Consider the following 22695-nt stretch of genomic DNA (forward strand, 5'->3'; position numbering starts at 1 on the left):
TGTGTTAAGCACGCCGCCAGCGTTCGTCCTGAGCCAGGATCAAACTCTCCGTTGAAAAATATAGACAACCTAGCCGAAGCTAGAGAGTCAACAACTTTGAACTGACCCTTTGAACATCAGAGACAATCAAACTGACTGAATCCAGAAATTACATTCAAAGGAATCCGAACACAGACAAAACAAAACCCGCACCCACAAGTCGAAGACCAGGGGCTAGGAGGATCGCCTAATGCCTGTGTACGGGGTTAATGCTAAATTTCGGCATTGACTTTCGGCACGCTGTTGAGTTCTCAAGAATCGGACGCACACCGCGCTGCAAACTCTCGTTTTCAGCTCCGGGGCAACCCACCAAACATTACTGTTTCGTTCGCAGCCGGTCAAATCGGCCACTTTCGTCCCAGTCACCCCGTGTTTCAGCGACCGACCCGAGTCCGAAGACACGATCCGGCCACGAAAGCCTTAGAGGATGGTCAGGAGGTCCGGCCGCTTCCGCGTCCTGCACTCGCTCCCAACAAGAAGAACATTACTGTCATTCACCGCGACGATGCAAATCGGGGTCCCCTACCGATCGCGGTACGGCGGCCGGCGCGTTGAACCGTGGGTTTGCAGCGACCGTGACGCGTTGAACCGCCGCGGGAGTCGGGTTGAGGCCGGCAGTCATGGCCTGGGTCAGTTCGCTGGTATTGCGCTCATGGTCGTTCGTTGCCTTCACCACCATGGTGAGGCCTTTGACCACCTTCGGATCGGGTGCTGGGTTCTCGAGGACCTGTTGCAGGGCCGCTCGCGCCTCGGTGCGCATCTCGTTCCTGGTCTCGGGGCTGACGAGGTGCATCCAAGCGGTCAGCGATGGGGTCGCCTTCGAGATGTTGAGCGGAGTCTCCTGCCATGGCTGCGAACTGCTCGCGGCCAGCACGACAGGGGTCATGCACTCCGGCATGCTGTGCTCCCCACTGACCACCATGTCCGCGACGGCGAAGGCCATCAGGTCCTGGGCCTCGTCGAGTGCGAGCCGGTCTTCGTGCACGAGCATCGTCGCCGCCGTCATATAGAGCGTCGAGCTGCTCGATCGGCCGCCGACGAACCGGTCCGGCATCGCATTCGTGACGTCGTAGTACCAGTTGGGGTCGTTGACATCGACCGTGCCAGGCACGGGCAGGTTGGCGTCGTACGGCGCGGGCTCCGGATGCGCGGCCTCCGTGAACATCGCGTCGCCACCGAGCCGCCGGTACGGCGGTATGTTCACGTCCCACCCTGCTTCGTTGAAGTTCAGGCGGGTCCTGGTCGGTCCGAGGGTCCGGGCGTAACCACGCTCCGGATCCTCCACGTTCGTATAGAGGTCGCGGATCCGCTCGAACAAGACATCGTCGACCGCCAGCCGCGGCCCACGGTTCCGAGCCTCGGGAGTACCAGCGCCAGGCACATGCATACCGGCCCCTTCGTTCACCCGGGTCCGTCCCTGGTGGTAGCCGAAGGTCTCGAACGACGCGCTCCACGCACCCGCGTCCTGCCCATCGATCGTCAGCGAACCGGTCGACTCGTTCTTCTGGAGTTCGACCGTCGCCCCGACGGACAGCCCGCGATTGCCAACCGGCCCCTCGAGCACCGTCCCGCGCATCGTCAGGTTGCCCGCGCCATCGTCGACGACCCCGGTCACCCGCAGTCGGAGCTCGTCGGCCTCTGCCTGTACCCGGACCACGTGATCGATCCAGCCTGCAGCGGCGTCGGCCGTCGTACCGGAGTCGAAGGTGCCGGTATGCCGGGAGATCGCTCCGTCGGGCAGCATCGCGTACATGGTGTCGCGCTGGTAGGTGATGCCGAGCTGCTGCTGCGGGTCGTCGCGCGGCGGGCGCTCCCGAGCGGCGGCGATCGCGTTGAGCTCGTCCTGGTTCGTGCCGGTGACCTGATAGCCGTCAGCCTGCAGGAACCACACCGGCTGCGCGCGCTCGACCTCGGGAACGAAGGCGTCCATCTCACGCTGGAAGGCCTCCCACCCCGCTCGTTGCGGCGGGTTGCCCGCGTCCCGGCCGGCCAGCTCAGCGCGCCAGTTGCGTTTCATCACCTGGAGGTAGCTCGCCGCACCGGCGATCTCGGCCGCCTCGTCGCTCCCGGGATGGAGTCCGTATGCGAGCTCCGGCGCGTGGCTGCGCTCGAGTGCCGCCAGCCGTTCCGCGGGCGTCCGATGCTGCGCGAGGATCCTCGCGACGGCCGCGTCCTGCTCCCCCGCGTCCTGCATTACGCCTCGTCGAGTGCCCGGCGGACCTCGCGTTCGACGTAGTCCCAGGCGTAGTTCGCGGCGATCTGGTCGGTGTAGTACTCGGCCAGTGCCTCCTCGGTCAGCTTGCGGACCAGGGCTTCACCCTCCAGTACGGCGAGGTCGGCGCGCCGCGATTGCAGCTTGGCCAGCGTGCTCGCCCGGATGGCGTCGTACCGGTCCTGTTCGTTCGCGTACTGCATCACAGCCCCTTCCGCATGCGCGGAGTCTAGGGTCGGAAGGGGCCGTGATCGGGTCAGGTGCCGTCGATCAGGCGGGTGGCGAGGTCGGGGTTGAACTGGCCGGCCGGGGTCGTGGGTGCGGTTCCGCAGGGGCCGTCCGAGACACCGGGGGTCTTCACCCACAGGAGCAGCTCGGCGCCGCCGCCGGTCTGTGCGGTCACACCGAGTTTGCGGCCGGCTGGGTTGCACCAGCCGTCGCCGTGGCCCTTGCCGTTGCGGCTGGTGTCGATCACGAACGGTTTCGCCGTACCGAGGTAGCTGTTCACCGAGTTCGCGTAGGTGATCGACTCACTCGTCCAGTAGAAGTTCGAGACGTTGACGGCGAACCCGCGGATGTTGCCGATACCAGCCTGTCCCAGCCGGTAGGCGATGGTCGAGGCCGCGGTCCAGCCGGCGTTGCCTGCGTCGAGGTAGGCGTAGGTGTTCGGTGCCTTCTGCTGCAGCATCTGGGTGGCGTAGAGGAGCATGCCGAGGCGTTCGTCGCGCTGGGCCTGGGTCATGCAGTCCAGGCCGTTGAGCGCATCCGGTTCGATGATCACCACGGCGGGTTTGGTGCCGATCCCGGCCGCGAAGCTCGAGATCCAGGTCCGGTACGCACTCACGCTGCCGGCGCCGCCGCCGGAGTGCCCGGCGCAGATGTCGCGGCCGGGGATGTTGTAGGCGACCAGGACCGGCAGTTTGTCCTGGCCATCGGCTGCTCCGGTGTAGTTCGCGACGGTGGTGCCGATGTTGGCGTCGTTGCCGAACCAGCGGGCGATCGGCTTCGACCCGATCGAGCTCTGGATCCGCACGGCCCGGGGATCACCTGAGTTGTTGCGTGCCCAGGCGGCGGGTAACGAGTCGGGGTTGACGTAGAAACCACTGGTCAGACTGATCGGACTTGCCGCGCGAGCAGGTACCGACGGCAACAGAACCACTGCTGCGGCGACCGCAGCCACCAGGGACTTGAGAACGAACATTCCGGAGCCCTCTCTGAGCGAAGGGAAGCACTTCTGGAAGCGCTCCCAGCGTAAAACCGCTTCTAGTGCTCGACAACAGCCAACAACTCCCCAGACTTCTTGGAAGCGCTACCACCGGTCGCCGCAGGGTGTCTGCCAAGCTGGAGGGAACCGCCCCCGGTATTCGATCGGAGTTCTACCGATGCGAAAACTCGTCCTGTTGTTTCTGCCTGTCCTGCTGTCGTTCACGCTCGCCGCTCCGTCGCAGGCCGCGACGAGCAAGAAGGGCGTCAGCACCAACAATGTCTCCGGTGCCTCGCAGGCCTTGAGCGCTGTCGGCGCGAGCTGGTTCTACTCCTGGGCCACAAATCCCCAGGGTGTTGCGAAGCCGGCCGGAGTCGAGTTCGTCCCGATGATCTGGGGACGCGGCTCGGTCAACTCCGCCGCCCTCAACGACGCAAAGGCCAACGGCAGCACGCTGCTCGGCTTCAACGAACCTGACATGGCCGGCCAGGCCAACATGTCCGTCGACGAGGCGCTGAATCTGTGGCCGCAGCTTCAGGCGACCGGGATGCGGCTCGGCGCACCGGCAGTCGCGTACGGCGGCGACGTACCAGGCGGCTGGCTGGACCGCTTCATGGCCGGCGCGGCCCAGCGCGGCTACCGCGTCGACTTCATTCCCATCCACTGGTACGGCTCGGACTTCTCCACCGCGGCCACCGGACATCTTGAGAACTACGTGAACGCGGTTCGAGCCCGCTACAACAAGCCGGTCTGGGTGACCGAGTATGCGCTGGTCGACTGGTCGACCGGTACGGCGCGCTTCCCGAGCGAGGCCCAGCAGGTCGACTTCATCAAGAGGTCGACCGCGATGCTGGCGGGGAAGAGCTTCGTCGAGCGCTTCGCGTGGTTCACGCTCTCGACTCAGGTCTTCCCCACCGGCTTGTACAACGGCGCTACCCCGAACGCCTCCGGTACTGCCTACCGAACTGCCCAGGGCTGATCGCCGTCGGGATCAGGGCACCCAGTGGTTGTGGGTCGCGGTGATCATGACCTGGAGCTGGATGCTGGCGGCGTAGTAGCTGCTGGTGTCGACCGGGGTCACGAGCATCTTGTTCCACAGCGCGTCCAGCCAGGCCTGGCTGCCGGAGTCCGTCATGGCCGGGATGGTGAACGGTGCGAAGAAGGCGGCGTCGCTGCCGGACTGGATCGCGGTGCCGTTCAACTGGTAACCGGTAGCGATGTTGTTCGCATTGCCGCCGGTCTTCGACTTGATCCAGCTGTTGAGCTTGCGGGCGGAGGTGAGGGAGGCGCTGTCGCCGCTGGTCACCGCGTCGGCGCCGATCCGCCACGGGTCACGGCAGGCGTTCCACCAGAACTGTCCGTCCTTCGGGTCCTCCAGAACCTTGCCGGTGGCCGGCCGCGGGCTGGAGTTGGTGTTGATGACGAAGTCGGGCAGCAGGCCGGTGCTGGCCGCGTAGTTGTTCTGCAAAGAGGTGGTCACGCTCTGGTGCTTGGCCCGGATCGTGTCCCAGGCCGAGTCCCCGGTGGCCGTCCGGAAGGCACGGAAGTGGTCGGCCATCCAGTCCGACGTACGGGACATGTTCCAGTGCTCGCCGCCGGCGCTGCTCCAGTCGCCGAAGGTCAGCATGTTGGTACTCGGGTTCAGCTCGCTCGCCTTGATCGCGTTGATGTGCCGGATCGCGAGCTGCTTGTAGTTGTAGGTACCGGAGCTGCCCCACTGCTTGTCGGCGAGCAGGAGGCCGTAGGCAACGTCCATGTCGCCGTCCGTCGCGCTGTCGGAGCCGTTGACGCTCTGACAGGACGTGTTCTGCTCGGCGGCCAGCAGATCGGGGTTGATCACCGACGGGTGGGCCAGCATGTACTTGACCAGTCCGTCGAAGATCGTCTTGGCCGCCGGGTCGGCACCGGCCATCGTCGCGGTGATGACCATCCCGTACCCCTGAGCCTCGGCGACGTACGGGTGATCGGCGTCCGGCGAGATGATCTGGTACCAGCCGTTGCCGCAGTTCTGCTTGACGAAGGCGGCCTTCCAGCGCTGGTAGTAGTCGATCACCTTCTGGTCGAGGGTGGCCTGGCTCCCCGTCGGCTTGAGGATTCCGGCGGCGTACGGGAACCGGTGGCTGCCGAACGGAACAGCAGGTCCGCTGCCACCGGCTTGAGTGGTGGCCGTGATGGCGTTGCTCGCGGCAGACAAGTTGCCGGCGGCATCACGTGCCTTGACGGTGTACGTGTAGCTGGTCGACGCCGTACGGCCGGTGTCGGTGAAGGTGGTACCGGCACTGGTGGTGACCTCGGTGCCGTTGCGGTACACGACGTACCCGGTCACACCGACGTTGTCCGTCGACGCGTTCCACGCCAGCGACACACTGCTCGACGTGGTCCCCGTCGCCGCGAGACCGGTCGGCGTACTCGGCGGGGTGGTGTCGCCCGGGTCGCTGCCGGTCGTGCCGTAGACCTCGAGATCGAACAGCGAGTACCCGTACGTCGTCCCGCGCGCGGTGCCGTGGACGCGAACGTACCGGCCGCTGCCCGACACCGTCAGGTCGTCGATCGCGCCGTTCCCGGTCGTGGTCGAGAAGACGTCGGTCCACCCCGTCGAACCGTCGGCCGAGGTCTGGATCTTGTACGACTTCCCGTACGCCGCCTCCCAGTTCAGCTTGACCCGCGTGATGCTCGCGGTGCTCCCCAGGTCGACCCGGATCCACTCGGGATCATGTCCTTCGGCGCTGGCCCACCGGGTGGACGAGTTGCCGTCCACGGCCTTGGCCGCCTCGAAACCGCTCCCCTCGATCGACGATGCGGTCGCGGGCTTTCCCTGCGAGAGCAGGGTCTCGGCGGCCGAGGCGGACAGGGCGTTTGGCACGAACAAAGCAGAGGCGACAACCGCGGCAGCGGTCAGCCCACGTAGTAGATAAGACATCAGCGGTGTCCTCCGGGCGGTGAAAAGGAAGCTGCAACAGTTAGGAAAGTTTCCTAACTGTTGTCCGCAAAGTAGAGCCCTCCCCGACGAAACGCAAGATGTCGGACCCGGATCAATCGCTTGTTTCGCACCCGGCCATTAGTTGTCGGCCGCTGCCTGTGAAATTACAGCAGGGTTTTCCAGTAGGGCCAGAACTGTTCGGTGATGAGGGTGAGGACTGTGACGGCCCAGATTGCCAGTGGAACCGGGTGATAGCGGGTGAAGCGGTTCAGGTTGTGGAGGGTGACGTACCAGAAGATCGGGATCGTCACGGCCCAGACGGCCATGCAGTAGGGGCACAGGGCCTGGATGCGGTAGAGGCTCTGGAAGATCAGCCAGTGCACGAAGACCGCGCCGAGGGTGGTGCCGATCTGCAGCCCGATCCAGAACCAGCGGCGGAACGCCGCACCCGCGAGGAGTGCGGCGCCGACGGTGGTGACGACCGCGAAGCCGGCGATGCCGAGGAGCGGATTGGGGAATCCGAAGACCTCGGCCTGCGGTTTGGTCATCACCGAGCCGCAGGACAGCACCGGGTTGATGCTGCAGGACGGTACGTAGGTGGGATCGCGCAGCAGCGCGATCTTCTCCACCGTCAGTACGCCGGCCGCCAGCAGCCCGATCGCCCCGCCGATCAGCAGCAGCCACGGCAACAGCCGCGGGAAGGGGCTACTTGAGGGCGGCATCGATACTCGCAACCAGGTCCTGCGCGGACTGCGGCTGGAGCTTCTGCCCGTTCAGGAAGAAGGTCGGCGTACCGGTGACACCGAGCGCCTCGCCGTCGGCGACGTCCTTCTTGATCCGCTCGAGCGTCGCCGGGTCCTGATAGGCCTTGTCGTACGCCGCCAGGTCGAGCCCGAGGTCCTTCGCATAACCCCGGAAGCGCTCGTCGGCCGGGACCTGCTGCTCGCCCCATTCCGACTGGGTCTCGTACATCTTCTGGTACATCTGCTCGAACTTGCCCTGCCCGGCCGCCGCCTCGACGGCGCGCGCAGCCCGTTCGGCGTTGAAGTGCGACGGGATCGGGAAGTACCGCACCACAAAGGTGACCTTGCCGGCGTAATCCTTGCGGAGCTGCTCGACGGCCGGGTAGGCCGCGCGGCACGACTCGCATTCGAAGTCCAGGAACTCGACAAAGGTCGCTTTGCCGTCGGCCGCCGGGCCGAGTTTGTGGCTGTCCGGGCGGACCAGCCGCTCGTTCGTGACGTTGGGCTGGGCTTCGGAACCGCCGGAGTTCACCGCCAGCAGTACGCCGACCGCGACCGCGAAGGCGGCCACGATACCGATGGAGATTCGGGCAGGGGTGGATAGCTTCATCTACTGCAACCTCGCTTGATCTGATCCGGGGAATGGGCTGAGCGCACTGCGTCAGCGCAGATCAGGTCCGAAGTACACAGAGTTGTGTCAGGCGAGGGGTGGTCCAGTGAGCAGGGACCAGGAGCGGCACCACACCACCACGCACAAGCGCACGCAGCAGGTCACCGAAACGCTGCCGCCGACGTAACACCAGCCACGCCGACAACAGCAACAGCGAACCCGCCAGGATGGCCGCGCACGGAGCCGGGTGGTCGTGACCGACCGGGTCCGCCGTCTTCGGCGACACCGTCATCGCGGTGGTCAGCGTCGACTGGCTCGCCACGGTCTCCGCCGTGAACGAGTGCAGAACGAACACGCCGAGCAGCGCCCCAAGAACCATGAGGAAACGCAGCGGCCTGTTCATCATCCGACAGCCTAGCCAACCGGCACACGCGTGCGTCTGGTCGACAGTACGGCGACGATGAGGACGGCGACCGCGATCACCGCGGTGGCGGCGATGTTGAGCCGCTGGCCCGGCTGAGTCGCCATGTAGAGGAGCATCGCGGGAATCACCACGATCACCGCCCACGTCAGGTACGGGTAGAACCACATCCGCACCGGCATCGGCGTACCGGAGTCGTCGAGTTTGGCGCGCAACCGGAGTTGCGAGACCGCGATGACGAGATACACCAGCAGGGCAACGGCTCCCGAGGTGGCGAGCAGTACGCCGAAGACGTCGTCGGGGAACAGGTAGTTGCAGATGACCGCCAGGAAGCCGACGGCGGTCGAGGCGAGGACGGCGACCCGTGGCACACCCCGGTGCGTGGTCTGCGTGACGATCGCGGGTGCCTGGCCGCGCTTGCCGAGCGAGTAGATCATCCGCGACGCCGTGTAGAGGGCCGAGTTCAGGCAGCTCGCCACCGCGACCAGTACGACGAGATCCACGATCACCTTGGCGCCCGGAACGCCGAGCGCCTCCAGCGCGACCTGGTACGAACCGTCCGTCGCCAGCCGCGGCTCGTTCCACGGCACGATCACGACCACCAGCAGGATCGAGGCCAGGTAGAAGATGCCGATCCGCCAGATCACCGACCGGGTGGCCTGGCCGATCTTCTCGTCCGGGTGGTCCGACTCGGCCGCCGCGATCGTCACGATCTCGGTCCCCATGAAGCTGAACATGGTCACCAGTACGGCGGCCACGACCGCGCCGAACCCGTTCGGCAGGAAGCCGCCGGTGTCCCACAGATGCGAAACGCCACTCCGGGTGTCGCCGAAGAAGCCCAGCACCGCGAGCACCCCGACCACGATGAAACCGACGATCGCGATCACCTTCAGCAACGCGAACCAGAACTCGAACTCCCCGTAGTTCGCCACGCTGAACAGGTTCGTCACGGTGAGCACCAGCGTCACCGCCAGCGCCCACACCCACTGCGGCGCGCCCGTCCAGCTCTCCAGGATCGTTGCCGCGGCCGTCGCCTCGACCGGAATCACCAGCACCCAGAACCACCAGTACAACCACCCCACCGTGAACCCGGCCCACGGCCCGATCGCGCGATCGGCGTACGTCGAGAACGACCCCGTATCAGGGTTGGCGGCCGCCATCTCCCCGAGCATCCGCATCACCAGTACGACGAGCGCCCCGGCGAACGCATAAGCGATCAGCACGCCCGGCCCCGCCTGGGTGATCGCCGTACCGGAACCGACGAACAGCCCCGCACCGATCACCCCCGCGATGCTGACCATCGTGACGTGCCGGCTCTTCAGCCCTGCCGACAGCTCGTTGCCCGCCATCCAGCTCCTCCCGGAGAGTAGTCAGGCAACTACCCTAACCGCGCCGCCAGATCGGTCCGGTTGGCGGCCAGTGCCCGGTCGAGGAAGGCCGGGTCGGCGAGGATCCCCGGGTGGGCGTCCATGAAGGTGACGGCGGCAAAAACCTCGGTGACGGCGGGATCGGTGAGGGTGGCCTGGATGATCTGGTTCATCGCCCACCGCTGCTGCTCGACCTCGGCGGAGGCTTTGGTGCCCGTGATGGCGTCGTGGCGGGCCGCATCGGCGCCTGCGGACAGGGTCCAGGCTGCGTCGGTGATGACCTGCTGGAGGGCGAAGAAGTCGGTGGCGGGGCTGCTGAGGTCGGGGTCGGTGGTCAGGTACTCGGACAGGCAGGAGGCGTGGAGTGCGGCCGAGCTGATCCCTTGCCCGTAGATCGGGTTGAAGGAGGCGACGGCGTCACCGACGGCGACCAGACCGGCCGGGAAATCAGTGAGGCCGGCGAAGTCCCGGCGTCTGCTGTCGGCCTGGTGGTAGGTCTCGAGGCCGCGGGTCGGCTCGCCGCTCGTCGCCTGCCGGAAGATCGGGGGCAGGCCGTCGCAGACCGAGCGGAAGGCGTCGAGCGAACGCGCGGCGGGCTGCTCCTCGTACGACATGAACATCACCAGCCACTGGTCGTCCTCGATCACGTTGACGCTCGCGACGGTGAGGTCGAACGGCATCGTCCGCGGCGAGATCAGGTCGAGTACGCAGGCCTCCTCGAGACTTCCCGCGCTCTTGGTCCGCTCGAAAAGTCCTGTCACGTAATGGATACCGGTCGGCATCCGCTCCAGAACCGGCCGTTGATAGCCCGCCTGCTCGAGCCAGGACGACAGCCTGGACGCTCGCCCCATCGCATCCACCACGAAGTCGGCGGCCACCGACTCGCTCCCGACCTGCACGCCCCCGACCCGGCCGTCGTCGGTGTAGACGAGGCCGGTCGCGAGACCGGTGACCGTGGACACGTTGGGCAGCGCGAGCACGCGGTTGCGGATCCGCGCCTCGAGGAAGGGACGGCTGCCCAGCAGCAGCTTGGCATCGCCGCCCTGGGCTCGCGGCCGACCGTCGTAGTAGACGCCCTGCTGGTCGATCGGGGCCAGATGACCGCCCAGTGCCTGGACCTCGTCGACCACTCCCGGCAGCCAGCGTTCGAGCTGCTTCAGCCCACCCGGCAGCAGGGCATGCCCGTGCCGATCCTGCGGTACGCCGGCCCGCGGCCGCCCGGTCGTCTCGGGCTCATCACGTTCGACGATCACGACCTCGCTCGCGTGATCGGCCAGGACGCGGGCAGCCAGCAGCCCGGCGATGCTTCCGCCGAGCACACAGGCAGTTCCGAACAACTTCGGCGTACGGGCTGGTAAGTCGGTCCGGACCAGCCGGTTGAAGGTCTCGATCGACGAATCGGTCATCACACCATGCTCAGCTGCTGCTCCGGCGGGTGTCCTGCCCTTTCAACCCAATCTGAGGGCAGTGCTTGGTTGCTTCGAACGACGGGTACCTGAGCCGTCATGAACCGCGAATCCGCCAACTACACCCGCGACGACGAGGACTCCGGCGAGCGCCTCGACCGGCATTGGAACGAGCTGCTCCAGGAACTGCGCCTCGCGCAGACCGGAACCCAGATCCTGTTCGCCTTCCTGCTCAGCATCGGGTTCCAGAGCCAGTTCCAGGCGGCCGACCAGTTCACCCACCATGTGTACGCCGCCACCCTGATCGCCTCGGCTCTGGCGGTCGCGCTCTTCCTCGCCCCGGTCTCGTTCCACCGCATCGTCCACCGCCAGGGCCTCCGGGACCGTCTCGTCACGATCACCGATCGGCTCACCCAGTGCGGGCTCGCGTTCCTGGTCGTCGCCATGGCAGGCGGCGTACTGCTCGCCCTCGACGTCGTCCTCTCCCGCCCGGTTGCCCTCGGCATCGTGGGCGGCATCCTGATCTGGTTCGTGGTCTTCTGGTGGCTGATCCCGCTCCTGGTCCGCAGCAACTCGGATTCAGATGAGGTAGCGGTCACCCGGCCGGACGAGACGTAGCCAGCGGGCGTCGTACGGTTCGAGCTCCAACGACAGCTCTCCGCTAGATGTGACCTCCGTGCTGCCGTCGCGGAGCAGGTCGACCGCGCGGAGCTCGGCGCCCGAGTCGGCCACCTGGAGGGTGACCCGAGTGGCTTCCGGGCTGAAGTTGTGCGCGGTGACGATGGCACCGTCCTCGTGTTCGGAGCGATGTGCGAACACGGTCGGTGCGTCGTGGTCGAGGATCGTGCAGTTACCCCAGGACAACTCCGGGCACTCCCGATAACGCCGTACGAGCAGCTTGATCCAGTTCAGCAAAGAGTCCGGGTCACGGCGTTGCGCAGCGACATTGACGTGCTCCGGGCCGAACTCTCCCTGGGTGACGGCAGCCGCGAGGTGTGGCGGGGCAGCCGTGGAGAAGCCACCGTTCGGGCCGTCCGTCCACTGCATCGGGGAGCGAACCGCCGCGCGGCCCTCGATGGCCAGGTTCTCGCCCATGCCGATCTCTTCGCCATAGAAGAGCACCGGCGTGCCGGGCAGGGAGAACAGCAGGCTGTAGACCATCTTCAAGCGGGCCTGGTCGTTGCCGAGCATCGGCGGCAGCCGCCGGCGCAGGCCGCGGCCATAGAGCTGCATGTCCTTGTCGGGACCGAAGGCGTCGAACACCTCCTGCCGCTCGGCGTCGGACAGCTTGTCCAGCGTCAACTCGTCATGGTTGCGCACAAAGGTGCCCCACTGCCCCTGTTCCGCAGCAGGCGGACGTTGCCGCAGGGCCTGCACCAGCTCGGCCGGGTCGTTGCGTGCCAGCGAGAGATACAGCCGCTGCATCCCGATGAAGTCGAAACACATCGTGAGTTCGTCGCCGTCCTCGTCACCGAAGAAGCGCCGTACGTCGGGATACTTCAGATTGACCTCGCCGAGCAGCATCGACTGCGGATGCCGCCGGTCCAGGAAGGCGCGCAGATCGCGCAGGTAGTCGTGCGGATCCGGCAGGTTGCCCGCGTCGACGGCACCGGTGGTGTCCAGCAGGAACGGTACGGCGTCCACCCGGAAGCCGGAGATCCCGAGCTCTGCCCAGAAGCCGATCACGCGCTGGATCTCCTCCCGCACCTCGGCCTTCGCAATGTTGAGATCCGGCTGGTGCTTGTAGAACTGGTGCAGGTAGTACTGACCCGCCTCCTCGTCGTACTCCCACAGGCTCGTCTCCTGATCGGGGAACACGATGCCCTCGTGCTGGTTCGCCGGCGCTTCGTCCTGCCAGACGTACCAGCCCCGGTACGGCGACTCCCGCGACGCGCGCGCACTTCGGAACCATGGGTGCTGGTCCGAGGTGTGGTTGACGACCAGATCCACGATCACCCGGATCCCGCGGTCGCGGGCGAGCGTGATGAGCTCGACCAGATCGCCGTGCGTACCCAGGCGCGGATCGACGCCGTAGAAGTCGGTGATGTCGTACCCGTCGTCGCGATCCGGCGTCGGGTAGAACGGCATCAGCCACAGGCACGTCACGCCCAGATCCGCCAGGTGGTCGATCCGCTGACCGACACCGCGCAGATCACCCGAGCCGTCACCGTCGGTGTCGAAGAACGTCTCGACATCGAGGCAGTAGATCACCGCGTTCTTCCACCACACATCAGCCGTTTCCGTCAGTCGCATGGACTCCCCGTGCCCTGGCCGCGCCCGGCGTACACCCGATGGGCCTGGGTACTGGTCGACCATGACCCAGGTTGTGGTGGTGACAGGTGCCAGTGCGGGAATCGGCCGCGCGAGTGCGATCGCGTTTGCCCGGCGCGGTGCGAAGGTGGCGCTGCTGGCGCGCGGCGAGGAAGGTTTGCGCGCCGCGGCGCGTGATGTCGAGGCCGCCGGGGGTACGGCGCTGGCGATCCCGGTGGATGTCGCCGAGTACGACGAGGTCGAGGCGGCCGCGGCCCGGGTCGAGGACGAACTGGGGCCGATCGATGTCTGGGTCAATGTCGCGTTCGCGACGATCTTCGCGCCGTTCACCGAGATCGAGCCGCGAGAGTTCAAACGGGCGACCGAGGTGTCCTACCTCGGTTACGTCTACGGCACCCGGGCCGCGCTCGACCGGATGAAACCGCGGGACCGCGGGACGATCGTCCAGGTCGGTTCGGCGCTGGCCTATCGCGGGATCCCGCTGCAATCGGCGTACTGCGGAGCCAAGCACGCGATCCAGGGCTTCCACGACTCACTGCGGTCGGAACTCCTGCACGACAAGGCGAATGTGCACGTCACCATGGTGCAGATGCCGGCCGTCAACACCCCACAGTTCTCCTGGGTGCTGTCCCGGCTCCCCCATCACCCGCAGCCCGTGCCGCCGATCTTCCAGCCGGAGGTCGCAGCGGACGCCGTACTGTTCGCCGCCGATCATCCCCAGCGCCGCGAGTACTGGATCGGTGGCCCGACGATGGCCACGCTGATCGCCAACAAGTTCGTGCCCGGCCTCCTCGACCACTACCTGGGGCGCACCGGCTACAAGTCCCAGCAGACCGACCGGCTCAGCAAGCCGGACGCCGAGAACCTCTGGCATCCCGCCGACACCGACCGCGACTTCGGCTCCCACGGCGCCTTCGACGACCGGGCCACCACCCGCAGCTACGAGTTCTGGACCTCCCGCCACCGCAACGCCCTCGCGGCCGCCACCGCCACCGCCCTGACCGCCGCCGGCGTACTGCTCCTCCGCGCGGCCCGTAGGACCTAGCCCTCATGTGACCAGGCAGACATTGCCGCGGCCCGTCCGGGCTTGATAGAAACGATAACTATGTTCAATAAGCGCCGCGGGGTGCTCCTGCCACCCGCGGTGCTGGCAGTGCGAGCAGTCCGGCGGCGTGCGCGGGTCTGGATCTTCGGATTGCTGGTGGCGCTGGCCGTCGGGATGGCGGTCGCGCTGGGGATCGGGCCGGTGCGGATTCCGCCGGCCGACGTACTGGAGATCGTTGGGAACAAGCTGTTCGGGCGCCCCAGCACCGGAAGCACGGCACAGATCGTTTGGGGGACCCGGCTTCCGCGGGTGCTGATGGCTACCCTCGCGGGCGCCTGCCTGTCGGTTGCGGGAGCCGTACTGCAGGCCGTGGCCCGGAACGGGCTGGCCGATCCGTACCTGCTCGGCGTCAACGCCGGCGCCTCAACCGGTGTCGCCTTCGTCGCACTGGTGGCCGGCGCAGGTGGCGCGATGGTGCTGGCCGGAGCGGCCCTGGCCGGCGCGGTCTGCGCCGTCGCACTGGTGGTGACGTTGGGCGGTCTGGCCGGTCAGCGCGGGCCGTTCCGGTTGATTCTGGCCGGGCTCGCCGTCGGCTACATGCTGACTGCCGTCACGAACTTCCTCATCTTCTGGTCCGACTCCCCCGAAGCCGCGCGATCAGTCATGTTCTGGCTGCTCGGCTCACTGAGCGCGGTGCAACCCGCCGTCCTCAGTACGGCGGCCATCGCGACCCTGATCGGAATCGGCGCCCTGATCGCGGTGGCGCCGATCCTCGACGCTCTTGCCTCCGGCGACGACTCCACACGTGCGGCCGGGCTGAACCCGGAACGCGCCAGGTTCCTCGTCCTGATCGGTACGTCGGCCATGGTCGGTGTGATCGTCGCGGGTGTCGGCGGCATCGGCTTCGTCGGACTGGTCGTCCCGCACCTGGCTCGTCGACTGGTCGGTGGCCGGCATCGCGCCGTACTGCCGGTCAGTGCATTGCTCGGCGGCGGGCTGCTGCTCGCCGCCGACACGATCGCCCGCACCGCGGTGGCACCACAGGAGATCCCGGTCGGTGTCGTGACCGGAATCCTGGGCGCACCGGTTCTGGTCCTGCTGCTCCGCCGCGCCATCGCGGCACCGACCTCCTAAGAAAGCTGTCTCATGCTGAAACCCGGACTTCTGCTCGTCGGCCTAGCGCTAGTGGCCGGTTGCTCCAGCACGCCCTCGAGCGGCGCTGAGCCGTCCGGATCACCCATCACCGTGCAGAGCTGCGGCCAGGATCTGCAGCTGAAGGCCCCGGCCCGCCGGATCTTTGTCGTCGACAACGATCCGGTGGCGAACCTGGAGGCGCTCGGTGCCGTGGATCGCGTGGTCGGTGCCACCTCCCGGCTCGACCCCGGGCTGTACGAGCAGTCGACGTACCAGTTCTTCGAGAAGCTCGGGACCACCGTCGCGGAGAAGAACGCCACCGGCGGATCGGTCGTCTCGCAGGAGTCGATCCTCGCGACCGAGCCCGATCTGGTGATCGCTGCCGACGTCACGGTGGACAGGCCTGCACTCGAGGCGGCCGGTGTCCCGGTCTACATTCCGGCCGCGTACTGCGGCACCCGTGGCGCGAAGCTCGCCGGGCGGGCGACCTTCGACCGGGTCTGGGACGAGCTGCGGACCTACGGCCGCATGCTCGGCACGGAGACCCAGGCCGAGCAGACCATCAAGGCAGCCACCGGGAAGATCACGGGCTTGAAGCCGCCGGCGCGCGGCACCGCGGCCGCGATCTACGTCTCGTCCGGCGGCAAGGTGCTTTCGCCGTACGGCGGCCCGAGCATGGTCACGCCGATCTTCGAGTCGGTCGGTCTCAGCAACGTGTACGCCGACGTGGACAAGCGGGTCTTCGACGTCAGCAGCGAAGACCTCGTGTCCCGCAACCCACAGACGATCGTCCTGCTCTACTCCGGCGACAAACCCCAGGAGACGCTGAAGGCCTTCACCTCGGCAACCGGCGTGGCCGGGCTCGCCGCGGTGCGCGAGAAGCGCGTGATCACCCTGCCGTTCCCCTACACCGACCCGCCCTCGGCGCTGACCACCCGGGCACCGGAACAGCTGACTCGCCTGCTGACCGGCCTCGAATGATTCGCGTGACCGGACTGGCGGTCCACGCCGGACCGAAGCAGTTGCTCGGCGAGATCGACGTCACCATCCCGACCGGCTCGACGACCGCGATCGTCGGTCCCAACGGCAGCGGCAAAACCACGTTGCTCCGCAGCCTGAACGGCGTACTGACACCGACCGCCGGCCGGGTCGAGATCGACGGCACCGACATCCACCGGCGTTCGCGACGTTGGATGGCGCAGCGGGTCGCGTACGTCGGGCAGCGGCTGCAGCCCGACCCGTCGCTGACGGTCGCCGACGAGGTCGCCCTGGGTGCGCTCGCGCGCCGCGGTCCATTGGCCGGCGGCGGCCGCGAGGTCGACGAGGCAGTGGCCGAGGCGCTCGCGGTCGTGGAGATGGAGGATCGCGTGACCGCCCGGCTGGCCATCCTGTCCGGCGGCGAGCTCCAGCGGGTCGCGATCGCCCGCGCGCTGGTGCAGCGTGCCGATCACGTCCTGCTCGACGAACCCACCAACCACCTCGACCCGCGGCATCGCCTGGAGATCTTCGAGCTGGTACGGCGGATCGCTCCGACCGCGGTCGTCGTACTGCACGACCTGGAGTTCGCCACCCGGTCGTGTGATCAGGTCGTCGTCCTGGACCACGGCCGGGTCGTCGCCGGCGGCTCACCGCAGGACGTCCTGGTCCCGTCGACCCTTGATCCGGTTTACCAGGTGCGGACCCATCTCCTGCGTGGCCCGGACGACGTCGCGCACTTCGCGTTCACTCTGCCACCAACCCCGGAAGGTCAGCTATGACGACTCCGCAGGAACTCGCCCAGCGCTGGGATGCCCAGCAGACCGCCTACGTCCGGCATCGCGCCGAACGCTTCGCGACCATCGCACGGGTGGTCGCCCGCATCTGCGCCGACACGGCATCGCCCCGCGTGCTCGATCTCGCGGGCGGTTTTGGCTCGCTCGGCCTCGCAGTGATCGAGCAGCTCCCCCAAGCCCGGCTGGTGATCGCGGACAAGGATCCCGTCCTCCTTGCTATCGGCAACGACCTGACCCGGGACCGGCCGGAGGTCGAGGTCGTCGACGTCGATCTCGATGATCCGGACTGGCATCAGCACCCGGTGATCGCCGCCGAGCCGTTCGACGCAGTCGTCAGCTCGACGGCCCTGCACTGGTTGCAGCCGGAGATCCTGACCGCCGTCTACTGGCGACTCGGTGAACTCGTCCGGCCCGGTGGCATCGTCCTGAACGGCGACAACCTGGCATACGACGAGCACAGCGAACCCACGCTGCACAGGATCACGGCCGAGGACGACCAGGCCGTCCAGCAGGCCGCCTTCGAGGCCGGTACCGACACCTGGGACGACTGGTGGAAGGCCGCCGAGTCCGTCCCGGAGTACGCCGACGCTGCCGAACTGCGGGGTCGTCGGTGGGGCGCCAGCCTGCACACACCGCCTCCGAAGGTCACCCTCGGTTTCCACCAGGAAGCCTTACGGAGCGCGGGTTTCCGCGAAGTCGGTACCGTCTGGCGCCACTTGGACGACCACGTCGTCTACGCCGTGCGCTGAGCGTTGCGGAAGCGGCGACCGAGCAGGACCGCGGTGGCTGCGAAGCCGCAGCACAGGCCCGCCCAGACTCCCCAGCCATCCCAGCCGAACCCGTAGGCGCAAAGAACCATCGCCGGTACGCCGACGAGCCAGTAGCCGACGAGTGTCGACCGCAGCCCCGACTTGGTGTCGCCGAGACCGCGCAGCAGCCCGACCAGGATGTTCTGGGTCCCCTTGCTGTACTGCTGCGCGACGGCGAAGAACAACAAGGTCGACGCGGTGGCCAGCACGGCCGCGTCGGCCTCACTCGACAGGAACGGCGACAGCACGACCTGCGGGACCACGACGTAGATCAGGCTCACCACGGCCATGAACGTCCACGACACGGTGAACGCCTGGCGTGCGATCGTCCTGGCCCGGTCCGGCTCGTCGCGGGCGACCGCACGGCTGACCAGAATGGATGAGCCCTGTGAGAGCCCGATGTTGACCTGATACACGATGTAGGCCAGCTGGTTCGCCAGGTTCGAGGCGGCGAGCATGACGGGACCGAACAGGCCCATCAACACCGTCGCGATCGAGGTGATCGCAGCCTCGGAACCGTACGTGAAACAGATCGGCGTCCCGTGCCGGACGATGTGCCGGACGACAGCGGGATCGGCGCGCCACGCCGCGAGCGAGACCATCGGCCGCAGGACCGCATCCCGCCGTACAGCGGTGGCAAACACCGCCAGCGTGAAGAACTGCACCACGGTCGTCGACAAACCGACTCCGGCGACTCCCAGCTCCGGCATCCCCAGCCAGCCGTGGATGAAGACCAGATTCAGTACGGCGTTCACTGCGATCGACACCAGGGTCACCGCCAGCAGGGAACCGGGCCGCCGCAGTCCGACCGCGAACTGGCGCAGTACGTTCAGCCAGATCATCGGGAACAGGCCGCCCGCCAGGGCGAACATCATGGCCCGGGCGAGCGTCACGATCTCCGGACGCTGTCCCAGCAGCGGCAGCGCCTGTGCGAGACCGCACAGAACGCCCGCCCCGACCGCCGCGGTCAGCGTCGCCACCAGCAGCGCAGACCGCAGCAGCGTCCGAATCTCCTGCCGCACCTGCTCATCCGGTTCGCCTGTGCCGGTACGGCGTTCGCCCGCGCCGGCTGCGGTCGCCACCAGGTTGCCGACGCCGGTGACCATGCCGACGCACATCGTCCGAATCTGGTTGTAGAGCAGGATCGCCAGCCCACCCGCCGCCACCGCGGAGACACCGAGCAGGCCCAGCATGGCCAAGTCGACGCTGGTGAGCGCGACCTGGGCCAGCTGGATACCCGCGATCGGAGCGGCCAGGGCGACGAGCGTGCGGTAGCCGTCCGTCGTACGGACCTTCTCCAGCGTGCTCACACGCCCACCGCCACGGGCGTGCGCATTGCCCACCTGTCCCGGGTTGCCACCCGCACCGACGCTTCGTACGTCGTGAACCACCGCTCGACCCGGCGGTGCGCAAGCTCGTCGAGCACGTCGCGTTCGCGCAGCCAGCCGTCGTCGAACACCGAGTCCAAGTACTTCTCGCCGGTGTCGTTGGACAGCACGACCACCGTGCTTCCAGCCGGATGACCGAGCAGCCCTCTGAGCGCTACGTGAATGGCACCACCAGTGGTACCGCCGACCAGCGCACCGGTCCGGCGCGCCACAACCCGAGCACCGGCGAAAGCATCGGCATCGGAGACGCGGTGGGCTTCGTCGATGACCGTACGGTCGACGTTCGCGCCGATCGGAAATCCTTCGGGACTGCCCGCCCCGGTCTGGTGGTAGACGCCGGGAGCACCGCCGAAGATGATCGATCCGATCGGTTCGACCGCGACCGAGCGGGTCCGCGAACCGGCCGCGCGGAGCGCCCGGACCGTGCCGCACAACGACCCGCCGGTCCCGATCGCCGCGACCAGGACATCCACCGCACCGAGCTGCCGGCGCAGCTCCACCGCGAGATCTGTGTAGCCGGCGCCGTTCCCGGGGTTGTTGTGTTGATCTGGATGGAAAGCTCCGGTGGCCGCAGCGATCTCAGCAGCAACCCGCCTGCGCAGCACCGAGCCGACACCACCACCAGGTGGGATGTCGACGAGCACCAGCTCCGCTCCCAGCGCGGTCAGCATCCGGAGCTTCTCTCGGGCGGCGTGCCGGTCGACCACGGCAGTGAAGCGGTACCCGCGTTCCAGAGCGACCAGCGCGAGACCGCAGCCGGTGTTGCCGGAGGTGGGCTCGACGATATGGCCGCCGGGCCGGAGCAGGCCGTCCCGTTCGGCGTCGTCGACCATCCGCTGGGCCATCCGCACCTTGCACGATCCGGTGGGGTTGAGGTGGTCGAGCTTGAGCAACAGACGGGTTCCGGTCCCGGTCCGCGCGAGCTCGAGCAACGGCGTGTTCCCGATCAGTTCGGACACACGCTGGACGACGGTCATCGGATCTCCTGGATCGGGTAGTCGGTGTCGACCTGCCAACGGTCTCCGTCGACCACCACCTTGGGCGGCAGCGGCAGCTGGTGGAATCCGCTTTCGTTCTTGTCCATCTGGTAGCCAGCGGTGTTGGGGTACAGCAGCAGATCCCCCGGAACCGGCCGGGCCGGCAACTGGATCGTGCGCCACGTCAGCACGTCGTACTCCATACAGCTGGAGCCGCCGACGGTGGTGCGCACGGGGTCGCCGGCGCGATCGGTCCGGCGGATCAGGATCGGATCGGGCAGGAACTCGCTGCCCTTCCACTGTTCGGACAGACTCATCGACAGCCCGGCGACGGTGGTGATCAGGTGCTCGTCGCCGTCCTTGCAACCCAGCACCGGGAAGACGGTGAATCCGGCGCCGTCGACCAGTGCGCGGCCGGGTTCCAGCAGCAGCTCGATCCCGTCAGCCCGCAGGCGATCTGCCAACGGGCGTCCGTCGATCTCGTGCCGCAGGATTGCGGTGACCATGTCCGCGCCGATCGGCGACTGGTGGTACGGATAGGTCCGAGCCGGATTGCGTCCGGCATGGAACCACTCGTCAGACCGGCCGGCTTCGAACCGCGCCCAGTCCTCGGCCTCCACATAGGACACCGCAATCCCGCCACCGATGCTGATCTTCGTCGCGGAATGCCCCAAAGCCCGTGCATCCCGGCAATGCCCGACCAGCTGCGCGGCGAGTTCGGCTCGCGGTACCGGGTCATACCCATCCAGGTGAAACGAGAACCCGTGCAGTACGACGGGCGCCCCGGGCTCGGCGCATCGCCGTACCGCTGCCTTGAGTGCCTCGGGCGCGAACCCGAACCTACTGTCGGGAGCGGCCGGCGGTCGGACCCGCAGCAAGATCTCAGCCGGCTCGCCGAGCTCGCTCGCCAGCTGCAGCACGCGTTCCAGCTCGTCGGCTGCGTCGACAGCGATCAGGCAGTGGTGCCGCAACGCAAGCCAGAGCAGGCCGTCCGGTTTCGCAGCACCGGTCACCCCAATCGCTTCACCGCGTACTCCGTTGCCTAGGGCATGGACCAGTTCGGGGACACTCGCGACGTCGACACCACTGCCCAGCCGAGCGCACTCGCGCAGCCAGGCCGAGGCCTTGTTGGCCTTCTTTCCGTAGTAGACGGTGCCGGCCGCTCCTTCGGCAGCGAGTGCAGCGGTCATCCGCTCGAGGTTCTCCGCGAACGTAGCCGGATGGACGACGTGGAACGGCCCGCCACCGATCGCGTGCGCGATCTCCCAGATGGTCCGTGAGGTACGTACAGCGAGAGCCCAGGGTCGTTCGATTGCGGGAAGCGGCGGGGACAGAGTCTCCGTCATGACCACAGGGCAACCTCTTGGCCGCGACCCGCAGCGATCGCCCGCGCGGCCAGCGTGTGGGCTACCGGGATGTCGGTGATGATCATGCCGCTGCTGAACGCAAACACACGGTCGTCGTCGGTACGGCGACCTGGCGCGCGCCCGGCGAGGATGTCGGGGAGCTCGGCGTCGATCCGGAAGACACCGTCCGGACCGGCCATCCGCTGACCGGTGACCTCGACCTGCGCGGCACTGGTGGCCACGGTGTAGTCGGCCTCGGCGAGCGTGCCTTCCTGAACGCCCTTGCTGGCAACCGAAACCAGCAACCCACCCTTCGGCAACCAACCCAGCTGGATCTTCGGGTGTGCTGCCCGGCCAGATGCAGCCACGACGATGTCAGCTTCACGGGCGGCGGCTTCGACGTCGTCGATCAGTTCGACCTCACGGTCAGGGAACCGTTCGGCCACCGCCGCGACGCTGTCCCGGAGCCCATCGGGGTGAGTGCCGAACAGCTGCAACTTCTCCAACTCCGGCAGCGCGGTCAGCAGGTAGGGCAGGGTCCGGATCCCCTGCACGCCAGTGCCGACCATGAGCGCCGTTCGCGCACCCGGCCGAGCGCAGGACCGAGCGATCAGGGCGGTGGTAGCCGGTGTCCGGGTCGCTCCGACGCGCTGACAGTCCATCAGGGCGAACGGCAGTCCGGTGGTGTCGTCGTACAGCGTGATGGTCGTGTAGTACTTCTCGGCGGAGGTGCTGCCCTGTCGGTAGCTCGTCTTGAAGGCGGCCTGTTCGAGCGATCCGTCGTACCCGAGCATCGAGTACGTGACGGCGTCACGCTCGGGGTCGGGCAGCGGCACCATCAGCTTGGCCGGGTTGCGTGAACGGCCGGCGGCGTAGGCCAGATAACCGTCCTCGACCAGCGTGATCGCTTCGGCGGGCGAGAGTTCGAGGTTGTGCAGATCGGTCCGGCTGAGCACATGCAATCGGGGGCGGGGATTCATGACAGCAACTTATTGAAAATGGATGTCATTATCAACCCCATGTGAGCCCCC

At 67.2% G+C, this 22695-nt stretch carries 21 protein-coding genes; 7 read left to right on the top strand and 14 right to left on the bottom strand.

Features of this window, described 5'->3' with window-relative positions:
• Positions 1-529: 529 nt before the first annotated feature.
• From ACFCV3_RS39250 to ACFCV3_RS39260, 3 genes are read right to left on the bottom strand one after another with little or no spacing between them, the layout of a single operon-like run.
• Entirely contained in the window at positions 530-2233 is a 1704-nt protein-coding gene (locus ACFCV3_RS39250; RefSeq protein WP_376039622.1) for a hypothetical protein, read from the bottom strand.
• Positions 2233-2454 (bottom strand): hypothetical protein, encoded by a 222-nt coding sequence (locus ACFCV3_RS39255; RefSeq protein ID WP_376039624.1) that lies wholly within the window; start codon positions 2452-2454, stop codon positions 2233-2235. Before ACFCV3_RS39255 ends, ACFCV3_RS39250 begins: the two co-directional genes overlap by 1 nt.
• 53 nt (positions 2455-2507) lie before the next feature.
• Positions 2508-3452 (bottom strand): glycoside hydrolase family 6 protein, encoded by a 945-nt coding sequence (locus tag ACFCV3_RS39260; protein WP_376039626.1) that lies wholly within the window; start codon positions 3450-3452, stop codon positions 2508-2510.
• A gap of 181 nt (positions 3453-3633) precedes the next feature.
• Between ACFCV3_RS39260 and ACFCV3_RS39265 the strand changes: the two genes are divergently transcribed.
• Complete coding sequence (locus ACFCV3_RS39265; RefSeq protein ID WP_376039627.1) at positions 3634-4434, top strand: glycoside hydrolase family protein; 801 nt, start codon at positions 3634-3636, stop codon at positions 4432-4434.
• 12 nt (positions 4435-4446) lie between these two features.
• Here the strand turns inward: ACFCV3_RS39265 and ACFCV3_RS39270 are convergent, their stop codons facing one another.
• From ACFCV3_RS39270 to ACFCV3_RS39295, 6 genes are all read right to left on the bottom strand, one after another.
• A complete protein-coding gene (locus ACFCV3_RS39270) occupies positions 4447-6375 on the bottom strand; it encodes a glycosyl hydrolase family 8 (protein WP_376039630.1) in 1929 nt (642 codons plus the stop codon).
• Positions 6376-6539: 164 nt separating this feature from the next.
• A complete protein-coding gene (locus ACFCV3_RS39275; protein WP_376039633.1) occupies positions 6540-7097 on the bottom strand; it encodes a vitamin K epoxide reductase family protein in 558 nt (185 codons plus the stop codon).
• On the bottom strand, positions 7081-7728 hold the full coding sequence (locus ACFCV3_RS39280; RefSeq protein ID WP_376039635.1) for a DsbA family protein: 648 nt from the start codon (positions 7726-7728) through the stop codon (positions 7081-7083). The genes ACFCV3_RS39275 and ACFCV3_RS39280 overlap by 17 nt, the downstream gene beginning before the upstream one ends.
• 61 nt (positions 7729-7789) lie before the next feature.
• Complete coding sequence (locus ACFCV3_RS39285) at positions 7790-8131, bottom strand: hypothetical protein (RefSeq protein WP_376039636.1); 342 nt, start codon at positions 8129-8131, stop codon at positions 7790-7792.
• A gap of 11 nt (positions 8132-8142) precedes the next feature.
• Positions 8143-9498, bottom strand: a complete 1356-nt coding sequence (gabP, locus tag ACFCV3_RS39290) for a GABA permease (protein ID WP_376039639.1) — start codon at positions 9496-9498, stop codon at positions 8143-8145.
• A 29-nt stretch (positions 9499-9527) separates the two neighbouring features.
• Positions 9528-10922: an FAD-dependent oxidoreductase gene (locus tag ACFCV3_RS39295; RefSeq protein ID WP_376039641.1), complete on the bottom strand. Its 1395-nt coding sequence runs from the start codon at positions 10920-10922 to the stop codon at positions 9528-9530.
• 99 nt (positions 10923-11021) lie between these two features.
• On the opposite strand from ACFCV3_RS39295, the gene ACFCV3_RS39300 reads away from it, so the two are divergent.
• Positions 11022-11540 (top strand): DUF6328 family protein, encoded by a 519-nt coding sequence (locus ACFCV3_RS39300; protein ID WP_376039643.1) that lies wholly within the window; start codon positions 11022-11024, stop codon positions 11538-11540.
• Here ACFCV3_RS39300 and ACFCV3_RS39305 read toward each other — a convergent pair.
• Positions 11502-13175 carry an alpha-amylase family protein gene (locus ACFCV3_RS39305; RefSeq protein ID WP_376039645.1) on the bottom strand — a complete coding sequence of 558 codons (1674 nt, stop codon included), beginning with the start codon at positions 13173-13175 and terminating at the stop codon, positions 11502-11504. The genes ACFCV3_RS39300 and ACFCV3_RS39305 overlap by 39 nt on opposite strands.
• Before the next feature lie 61 nt (positions 13176-13236).
• Between ACFCV3_RS39305 and ACFCV3_RS39310 the strand changes: the two genes are divergently transcribed.
• From ACFCV3_RS39310 to ACFCV3_RS39330, 5 genes are read left to right on the top strand one after another with little or no spacing between them, the layout of a single operon-like run.
• On the top strand, positions 13237-14238 hold the full coding sequence (locus ACFCV3_RS39310; RefSeq protein WP_376039648.1) for an SDR family oxidoreductase: 1002 nt from the start codon (positions 13237-13239) through the stop codon (positions 14236-14238).
• A 60-nt stretch (positions 14239-14298) separates the two neighbouring features.
• The gene (locus ACFCV3_RS39315; RefSeq protein WP_376039651.1) at positions 14299-15372 is read left to right on the top strand and encodes a FecCD family ABC transporter permease; all 1074 of its coding nucleotides are present in this window, start codon (positions 14299-14301) and stop codon (positions 15370-15372) included.
• A 12-nt stretch (positions 15373-15384) separates the two neighbouring features.
• A complete protein-coding gene (locus ACFCV3_RS39320; protein ID WP_376039655.1) occupies positions 15385-16353 on the top strand; it encodes an ABC transporter substrate-binding protein in 969 nt (322 codons plus the stop codon).
• Between the two features lie 5 nt (positions 16354-16358).
• Positions 16359-17129 (top strand): ABC transporter ATP-binding protein, encoded by a 771-nt coding sequence (locus ACFCV3_RS39325; protein ID WP_376039658.1) that lies wholly within the window; start codon positions 16359-16361, stop codon positions 17127-17129.
• On the top strand, positions 17126-17893 hold the full coding sequence (locus ACFCV3_RS39330) for a class I SAM-dependent methyltransferase (protein ID WP_376039661.1): 768 nt from the start codon (positions 17126-17128) through the stop codon (positions 17891-17893). Before ACFCV3_RS39325 ends, ACFCV3_RS39330 begins: the two co-directional genes overlap by 4 nt.
• Here ACFCV3_RS39330 and ACFCV3_RS39335 read toward each other — a convergent pair.
• The 4 genes from ACFCV3_RS39335 to ACFCV3_RS39350 are packed head-to-tail and all read right to left on the bottom strand — an operon-like array spanning position 17878 to position 22644.
• Positions 17878-19263 carry an MATE family efflux transporter gene (locus ACFCV3_RS39335; RefSeq protein WP_376039663.1) on the bottom strand — a complete coding sequence of 462 codons (1386 nt, stop codon included), beginning with the start codon at positions 19261-19263 and terminating at the stop codon, positions 17878-17880. The genes ACFCV3_RS39330 and ACFCV3_RS39335 overlap by 16 nt on opposite strands.
• A complete protein-coding gene (locus ACFCV3_RS39340; RefSeq protein ID WP_376039666.1) occupies positions 19260-20318 on the bottom strand; it encodes a PLP-dependent cysteine synthase family protein in 1059 nt (352 codons plus the stop codon). The genes ACFCV3_RS39335 and ACFCV3_RS39340 overlap by 4 nt, the downstream gene beginning before the upstream one ends.
• Positions 20315-21664, bottom strand: coding sequence for an alanine racemase (locus tag ACFCV3_RS39345; protein ID WP_376039669.1), 1350 nt, complete (start codon positions 21662-21664; stop codon positions 20315-20317). Before ACFCV3_RS39345 ends, ACFCV3_RS39340 begins: the two co-directional genes overlap by 4 nt.
• Positions 21661-22644: an ornithine cyclodeaminase family protein gene (locus tag ACFCV3_RS39350; protein ID WP_376039670.1), complete on the bottom strand. Its 984-nt coding sequence runs from the start codon at positions 22642-22644 to the stop codon at positions 21661-21663. Before ACFCV3_RS39350 ends, ACFCV3_RS39345 begins: the two co-directional genes overlap by 4 nt.
• Positions 22645-22695 lie beyond the last annotated feature (51 nt).

It is taken from the genome of Kribbella sp. NPDC056345, from assembly GCF_042262745.1.
Classification (GTDB): Bacteria; Actinomycetota; Actinomycetes; order Propionibacteriales; family Kribbellaceae; genus Kribbella.

Bases quoted from the DNA above. Each gene is read 5' to 3' on its own strand.
- ACFCV3_RS39250 (WP_376039622.1), bottom strand. From the start codon at position 2,233: ATGCAGGACGCGGGGGAGCAGGACGCGGCCGTCGCGAGGATCCTCGCG.
- ACFCV3_RS39255 (WP_376039624.1), bottom strand. From the start codon at position 2,454: ATGCAGTACGCGAACGAACAGGACCGGTACGACGCCATCCGGGCGAGC.
- ACFCV3_RS39260 (WP_376039626.1), bottom strand. From the start codon at position 3,452: ATGTTCGTTCTCAAGTCCCTGGTGGCTGCGGTCGCCGCAGCAGTGGTT.
- ACFCV3_RS39265 (WP_376039627.1), top strand. From the start codon at position 3,634: ATGCGAAAACTCGTCCTGTTGTTTCTGCCTGTCCTGCTGTCGTTCACG.
- ACFCV3_RS39270 (WP_376039630.1), bottom strand. From the start codon at position 6,375: ATGTCTTATCTACTACGTGGGCTGACCGCTGCCGCGGTTGTCGCCTCT.
- ACFCV3_RS39275 (WP_376039633.1), bottom strand. From the start codon at position 7,097: ATGCCGCCCTCAAGTAGCCCCTTCCCGCGGCTGTTGCCGTGGCTGCTG.
- ACFCV3_RS39280 (WP_376039635.1), bottom strand. From the start codon at position 7,728: ATGAAGCTATCCACCCCTGCCCGAATCTCCATCGGTATCGTGGCCGCC.
- ACFCV3_RS39285 (WP_376039636.1), bottom strand. From the start codon at position 8,131: ATGAACAGGCCGCTGCGTTTCCTCATGGTTCTTGGGGCGCTGCTCGGC.
- gabP (WP_376039639.1), bottom strand. From the start codon at position 9,498: ATGGCGGGCAACGAGCTGTCGGCAGGGCTGAAGAGCCGGCACGTCACG.
- ACFCV3_RS39295 (WP_376039641.1), bottom strand. From the start codon at position 10,922: ATGACCGATTCGTCGATCGAGACCTTCAACCGGCTGGTCCGGACCGAC.
- ACFCV3_RS39300 (WP_376039643.1), top strand. From the start codon at position 11,022: ATGAACCGCGAATCCGCCAACTACACCCGCGACGACGAGGACTCCGGC.
- ACFCV3_RS39305 (WP_376039645.1), bottom strand. From the start codon at position 13,175: ATGCGACTGACGGAAACGGCTGATGTGTGGTGGAAGAACGCGGTGATC.
- ACFCV3_RS39310 (WP_376039648.1), top strand. From the start codon at position 13,237: ATGACCCAGGTTGTGGTGGTGACAGGTGCCAGTGCGGGAATCGGCCGC.
- ACFCV3_RS39315 (WP_376039651.1), top strand. From the start codon at position 14,299: ATGTTCAATAAGCGCCGCGGGGTGCTCCTGCCACCCGCGGTGCTGGCA.
- ACFCV3_RS39320 (WP_376039655.1), top strand. From the start codon at position 15,385: ATGCTGAAACCCGGACTTCTGCTCGTCGGCCTAGCGCTAGTGGCCGGT.
- ACFCV3_RS39330 (WP_376039661.1), top strand. From the start codon at position 17,126: ATGACGACTCCGCAGGAACTCGCCCAGCGCTGGGATGCCCAGCAGACC.
- ACFCV3_RS39340 (WP_376039666.1), bottom strand. From the start codon at position 20,318: ATGACCGTCGTCCAGCGTGTGTCCGAACTGATCGGGAACACGCCGTTG.
- ACFCV3_RS39345 (WP_376039669.1), bottom strand. From the start codon at position 21,664: ATGACGGAGACTCTGTCCCCGCCGCTTCCCGCAATCGAACGACCCTGG.
- ACFCV3_RS39350 (WP_376039670.1), bottom strand. From the start codon at position 22,644: ATGAATCCCCGCCCCCGATTGCATGTGCTCAGCCGGACCGATCTGCAC.